Below are 6,000 nucleotides of genomic sequence, written 5' to 3' on the forward strand. Positions count from 1 at the left end.
GGTGCCCGGAATTCGGCCGGGTGCCTTCGTGCGGGTAGTGCAAGGTGCAACCGGAATTGCGCCGCTTGCCGAGTGGGTGCGGGGCGGGTCAGGGTGGCTGGTGCATCCGATGCAGCCGACCCCCACACGAGGTGCCTCGCATGAACCACGCCACCAGCCGGCGCGCCGTCCTCGGAGCCCTGTTCGCCGGCGCCGCCCTGACGGTGGCCCCCGCGGTGCCCGGCTCTCCCCGGCCTGCGCCGGACTCCGCACCCACGGTCGGTTCGCGCCCGCGCACCACCTGGCAGTTGCTGCTCGGTACGTACACCTCGGCCGAGGGCGGCGGTAAGGGAATCGGCACGGCCTCGTACGACGCCATCACCGGGGCGATCTCCGCCGGCCCCGCGATCACCGGCGTCGACAACCCCTCGTACCTGGCCATGCACCCCTCGGGCGCCACCGTCTACGCAGTCGACGAGCAGGACAGGGGCGGGGTGACGGCCGTCGCCCTGTCACCGGACGGCGGCCACCGGGTGCTGGGAACCCGCAGCACGGGCGGGGCGGGGCCCACCCATCTCTCCGTCCATCCCACGGGAAGGTGGCTGCTCACCGCGAACTACACCTCGGGCAGCGTCGTGGTGCACCCCATCCGGGGCGACGGCTCGCTGGGGGAGCGCACGGACCTGGTCGCCCACACCGCGCCGCCTCCTGGCCCCGGCCAGGACGGGCCGCACGCCCACCAGATCGTCACCACCCCGGACGGCGACCACATCCTCGCCGTGGACCTGGGCAACGACTCCGTGTACACGTACCGGCTCGACGAGAACCGCGGCACGCTCGACCAGGTCTCCTGTGCGGCCCTGCGCCCCGGGGCCGGACCGCGCCACATCACATTTCACCCGGGTGGCCGCTTCGCCTACCTGGCCTGCGAGGTCGACAACACCGCGGTCGTCTGCGGCTACGACCCGGCCACCGGCATCCTGTCCCCGGGCGCCCCGCAGCCCACCGGGACCGGCGCCGGTACCAGCTATCCCGCGCAGTTCCTGGTCACCGGAGACGGCCGGTTCGCCTACCTCGCCAACCGGGGCCACAACAGCCTGACGCGATACGCCGTCGAGGACGACGGCGCCGTACTGCGGCTGCTCGACACGGTGCCCGTCGGCGGCGACTTCCCCCGGCAGATCGCCTTCTCGCCGGACGGGAAGCTGCTCTTCGCGGCGAACCAGAGGTCGAGCACGGTGACGGTGTTCCGGGTCGACGCCCGCAGCGGCGGCCTGACGCGCACCGGTGACGCCTTCCCCGCCCCGGTGGCCGTCTGCGTGCTTCCGTACCGGAGTACGAGCCCGGCCGGCGATTGAGGGCGAAACCGTCACCGGACGGCCCCGGCACCCGTCCGTTAGGGTCGGGCCCGAGCCGCGGGTTCACGAAGACGTGGCGAACGCATGAGGGAGGCACAGTGCGCTTGAGAGTGGAGTTCACCACCGAGCCCTTCGATCTCGACGAGGCGCCCGCCCACGCGGTCGTGGCCCGCGAGGTCATCCAGACGGCCGACCTGGACGCCGTGGACGTCGGGCCCTTCGGCAACACGGCGGAGGGCGGCGCGGACCAGGTGCTCACCGCGGTGGACTCCTTGCTGCGCAGAGCCCTGGCATCGGGTGCCACACGGGTGTCGCTCCAGGTCAACGTCATCGGGGAGGGCTCGAAGTGACCGAACCGGCGGACCACCCCCTCGTCACCGCGGTCAAGCCGCTCGTCGACGCCATGGGCGCCGAACTGCTAGGGCCCGAGCAGGCGCAGGCCGACGACGTCGTGCTGGCCTGGGAGGGCGAGGACGTCATAGCCGTCCGGCTGCCCCAGCTCTCGGAATCGCTCGACCACATCCTGGCCGCCATGGAGCGCCGGCACGGTATGCCGCTCGCCGAGCTGGACCGCAAGGCCAAGCAGTCGGTGGTGCGAACTCTGGAGGCACGCGGTGCCTTCTCCGTACGGCGCGGCGTGGAGACGGTGGCGGGTGCGCTGGGGGTCAGCCGCTTCACCGTCTACAACTACCTCAACAGGGAGGAAAATGCCGCCAAAGGCGAGTAGTTGAGGCCGTAGGTGAGTGAAGGCCGTGGAAGGCCACGGAGGGCCGTCGTCCGGAGCATCGGGCGACGGCCTTTTACGTTCGCGTAATTTCAACAAAGTGTTGACGTGATGTTGTGGAGGGCGTTAGCTATCCGCAGCCCGACCGACGCGACGCGAAGAGACGCACAGCGAAAACAGCCACGGAGGCTCCCGTGACTTCGAGCTCCACACCGGGCCTCGCCCGGTTCAACACCCTGGCGGACGACGAGGCCACCGCCGTGTTGCACGAGGTGTGTGCCAGTGCGGCATGGGGGAGAGCGATCCTCTCCCGACGCCCGTACGTCACCGCACAAGCCCTACTCCTTGCCGGTGACGCCGCCACGGCCGCACTGACCCCGGAGGATCTGGCCGATGCGATGGCCGGTCACCCGCCTATCGGCCGCCCGAAGCCCAAAGACCCGACCTCCTCCCGCGAACAGCGGGGGATGGCGGACGCCACCGAGGAACTCAAGGCCGAGATGCTCGAACTGAACCTGGCCTACCAGGAGCGGTTCGGACATGTCTTCCTGATCTGCGCCACCGGAGCCACCGGTGAGCAGATGCGCGACGCGGTGAAGTCCCGGATCGGGAACTCGCCCGAGCAGGAGCGCGACATCGTGCGCACCGAACTCGGGAAGATCAACCGAATCCGGCTGACCCGTCTCGTGGAAGAGGACAAGGACTGATGAGCACCAGAACCACCGCATCGGTGTCCACGCACATCCTGGACACCAGCGTCGGACGCCCCGCCGGAGGTGTCGCCGTCTCGCTCTCGGCCCGCTCCGGCCCGGAAGCCGCCTGGGTGGCGCTCGGCGGCTGTGCGACCGACGCGGACGGGCGGTGCAAGGACCTGCCGGCCCTGCCGGAAGGCACCACTCACGTACGACTCGACTTCGAGGTCGAGACGTACTTCTCCAAGAAGCAAGCCGAGGCGCAGCAGGACGCCCCCCGCGTAAGGGACAGCGGTGCGTTCTTCCCGGAGGTGGCGATCACTTTCGCCGTCAGGCCGGGCGAGCACTATCACGTACCGCTGCTGCTCAACCCGTTCGGCTACTCCGTATACCGAGGGAGCTAGCACCGACATGACCGCCGATTCCCACCGCCCCCGCCCTGTGATCCTCGGCCAGAACCAGTACGGCAAAGCAGAGAACCGCGTCGTCAGGATCACGCGGGACGGAGACACCCACCACATCAAGGACCTGAACGTCTCCATCGCCCTCTCCGGAGACATGGAGGATGTCCACTACTCCGGCTCCAACGCCCACGTCCTGCCGACCGACACCACCAAGAACACGGTGTACGCGTTCGCCAAGGAACACGGCATCGAGTCGGCCGAACAGTTCGGCATCCATCTCGCCCGCCACTTCGTGACGTCGCAGGAGCCGATCAAGGTCGCGCGCATCCGGATCCAGGAGTACTCCTGGGAGCGCATCGCGACCTCGGACAACAACTCGAGGTTCATCGGCTCGGACGAGATCAACCACTCCTTCGCCCGCAAGGGCCAGGAGCTGCGTACTGCGCAGATCACCTTCGACGGTGAGAAGTGGGAGATCATCTCCGGCCTCAAGGACCTCACGGTCATGAACTCCACCAACTCGGAGTTCTGGGGCTACGTCAAGGACAAGTACACGACGCTCAAGGAAGCGTACGACCGCATCCTGTGCACCGACGTCTCCGCCGCCTGGCGTTACAACTGGACCAGCGACGCCGACCGGATGCCCAACTGGGAGAAGTCGTATGAGCAGGCCAAGAAGCACATCCTGCAGGCCTTCGCCGAAACGTACTCCCTCTCGCTGCAGCAGACCCTGTACCAGATGGGTTCGCGGGTGATCAACAGCCGCAGCGAGATCGATGAGATCCGCTTCTCCCTGCCGAACAACCACCACTTCCTGGTGGACCTGGAGCCGTTCGGGCTCAAGAACGACAATGAGGTCTACTTCGCGGCGGACCGCCCGTACGGCCTGATCGAGGCCACCGTTCTGCGGGACGGTATCGAGCCGCAGATCCCGGTCGACATGACCAACCTCTGACGCGAGACGCAAAAATCCCCGGGGCACTGCAGCGGCCCCGGGGACGAGCTCCCGTACGACTTCTACGCAGGATTCCCGCCCTGGGCCCAGACCGTCCCGGGCTCCGGCATCAGCGCCGGGGTGCTCGTCACGGTCCTGCTCAATCTGTTCTTCCACCATCTCGGCACCCACGGCCACCCGGCTGTGGCACTCAAATCCTCCTAGGGTCCTGCCGTGCCCACATCGCCGGACAAGGAAGAGGAAGCACCATGGCAGCATCGGCAGCTCCTGAGCACGTGGAACGCATCGTCATCGAGAACTGTTCGATCGCGACCGTCGACGCCGACGACACCGAGTACGCCTCGGGCCATGTCGTCGTCGCGGGCAATCGCATCGAATCCGTCGGCGCGGGCCGGGCACCCGAGGGCCTGGAGAACGTCGTACGCCGCATCGACGGCACCGGGCATCTGGTCACCCCCGGCCTGATCAACACGCACCACCACTTCTACCAGTGGATCACCCGCGGCCTAGCCACCGACCACAACCTGTTCGACTGGCTGGTCGCGCTGTACCCGACATGGGCGCGCATCGACGAGCCGATGGTCCGCGCCGCCGCGCAGGGTTCGCTCGCCATGATGGCGCGCGGCGGCGTCACCACGGCCATGGACCACCACTACGTCTACCCGCAGGGGACCGGTGATCTGTCCGGCGCCATCATCGGGGCCGCTCGTGACATGGGCGTACGGTTCACCCTCGCCCGCGGCTCCATGGACCGCAGCGTGAAGGACGGCGGGCTGCCGCCGGACTTCGCCGTGGAGACCTTGGACGGTGCGCTCGCCGGGACGGAGGCGACCGTCGACGCGCACCACGACGCCTCGTTCGACGCGATGACCCAGGTCGCCGTCGCACCCTGCTCCCCGTTCTCCATCTCCACCGAACTACTGCGACAGGGTGCCGAGTTGGCCCGCCGCAAGGGGGTGCGCATGCACACCCACGGATCGGAGACCGTGGAGGAGGAGAAGTTCTGCCACGAGCTGTTCGGGATGGGCCCGACCGACTACTTCGAGTCGACCGGCTGGCTCGGCGACGACGTATGGATGGCGCACTGCGTCCATATGAACGACTCCGACATCGCCGCCTTCGCCCGCACCGGAACGGGCGTGGCGCACTGCCCCTCGTCCAACGCCCGGCTCGCCGCGGGCATCGCCCGGGTGCCCGACATGCTCGCCGCGGGCGTCCCGGTCGGCCTCGGTGTCGACGGCACCGCCTCCAACGAGTCCGGCGAACTCCACACCGAACTGCGCAACGCCCTCCTCATCAACCGCCTCGGCGCCCATCGCGAAAAGGCCCTGAATGCCCGTCAGGCCCTGCGCCTGGGAACGTACGGCGGCGCCCAGGTACTCGGCCGCGCCGACCAGATCGGCTCCCTCGAGCCAGGCAAGCTCGCCGACCTGGTGCTCTGGAAGCTGGACACCCTCGCCCACGCCTCCATCGCCGATCCGGTGACCGCACTCGTCTTCGGCGCCGCGGCCCCCGTCACCCTCTCTCTCGTCAACGGCAAGCCGGTCGTCGAGGGCAACCACCTGATCACCGCGGACGAGGACGCCATCGCCCGCGCCACCCGCGACGAGGCCCGCCGTCTCGCGCAGATCGCCGCCGGAGCCTGACGCTCCGGGACACCCCCCCCGATACCGGCCGGCCGAGGGGGACGGCCCTCGGCCGACCGCCGTGGACCCGAGCGGGGTCCACGGCAACCGGTGCAGGGGGCGGGTACTTGCACGTACGCGCCCCCCGTACCGGTGAAGAAAGCTGCCCGCACCAGCTGCACGACCTGCCCCACCTGCACCAAAGCTGCCCGCACCAGCTGCACGACCTGCCCCACCTGCACCAAAGCTGCCCGCACCAGCTG

General features: G+C 68.9%; 7 protein-coding genes and 1 pseudogene. All 8 read left to right on the plus strand.

Annotation, left to right across the window (positions count from 1 at the left end; genetic code table 11):
* Positions 1–140: 140 nt before the first annotated feature.
* The 8 genes and pseudogenes from IEZ15_RS09965 (at position 141) to IEZ15_RS09995 (ending at position 5,758) form a co-directional block, all read left to right on the plus strand.
* Positions 141–1,337, plus strand: a complete 1,197-nt coding sequence (locus IEZ15_RS09965; RefSeq protein ID WP_189275920.1) for a lactonase family protein — start codon at positions 141–143, stop codon at positions 1,335–1,337.
* Between the two features lie 98 nt (positions 1,338–1,435).
* A complete protein-coding gene (locus tag IEZ15_RS09970) occupies positions 1,436–1,687 on the plus strand; it encodes a YkoF family thiamine-binding protein (protein ID WP_114247464.1) in 252 nt (83 codons plus the stop codon).
* Positions 1,684–2,064, plus strand: coding sequence for a helix-turn-helix domain-containing protein (locus IEZ15_RS09975; RefSeq protein ID WP_189275922.1), 381 nt, complete (start codon positions 1,684–1,686; stop codon positions 2,062–2,064). Before IEZ15_RS09970 ends, IEZ15_RS09975 begins: the two co-directional genes overlap by 4 nt.
* 191 nt (positions 2,065–2,255) lie before the next feature.
* A complete protein-coding gene (gene uraD, locus IEZ15_RS09980) occupies positions 2,256–2,768 on the plus strand; it encodes a 2-oxo-4-hydroxy-4-carboxy-5-ureidoimidazoline decarboxylase (protein ID WP_114247466.1) in 513 nt (170 codons plus the stop codon).
* Positions 2,768–3,157, plus strand: a complete 390-nt coding sequence (gene uraH, locus IEZ15_RS09985; RefSeq protein WP_114247467.1) for a hydroxyisourate hydrolase — start codon at positions 2,768–2,770, stop codon at positions 3,155–3,157. The genes uraD and uraH overlap by 1 nt, the downstream gene beginning before the upstream one ends.
* Before the next feature lie 7 nt (positions 3,158–3,164).
* The gene (gene pucL, locus IEZ15_RS09990; RefSeq protein ID WP_189275925.1) at positions 3,165–4,112 is read left to right on the plus strand and encodes a factor-independent urate hydroxylase; all 948 of its coding nucleotides are present in this window, start codon (positions 3,165–3,167) and stop codon (positions 4,110–4,112) included.
* A 60-nt stretch (positions 4,113–4,172) separates the two neighbouring features.
* Positions 4,173–4,316: pseudogene (locus IEZ15_RS44575) on the plus strand (purine permease); the annotation flags it as partial.
* A 44-nt stretch (positions 4,317–4,360) separates the two neighbouring features.
* Entirely contained in the window at positions 4,361–5,758 is a 1,398-nt protein-coding gene (locus IEZ15_RS09995; protein ID WP_093895919.1) for an 8-oxoguanine deaminase, read from the plus strand.
* Positions 5,759–6,000 lie beyond the last annotated feature (242 nt).

Origin of the sequence: Streptomyces atratus, assembly GCF_014648655.1 — a bacterium.
Lineage (GTDB): Bacteria > Actinomycetota > Actinomycetes > Streptomycetales > Streptomycetaceae > Streptomyces > Streptomyces atratus.

Coding starts and splice junctions, on each gene's coding strand:
- pucL (WP_189275925.1), top strand. CDS start 3,165: ATGACCGCCGATTCCCACCGCCCCCGCCCTGTGATCCTCGGCCAGAAC.
- IEZ15_RS09995 (WP_093895919.1), top strand. CDS start 4,361: ATGGCAGCATCGGCAGCTCCTGAGCACGTGGAACGCATCGTCATCGAG.
- uraH (WP_114247467.1), top strand. CDS start 2,768: ATGAGCACCAGAACCACCGCATCGGTGTCCACGCACATCCTGGACACC.
- IEZ15_RS09965 (WP_189275920.1), top strand. CDS start 141: ATGAACCACGCCACCAGCCGGCGCGCCGTCCTCGGAGCCCTGTTCGCC.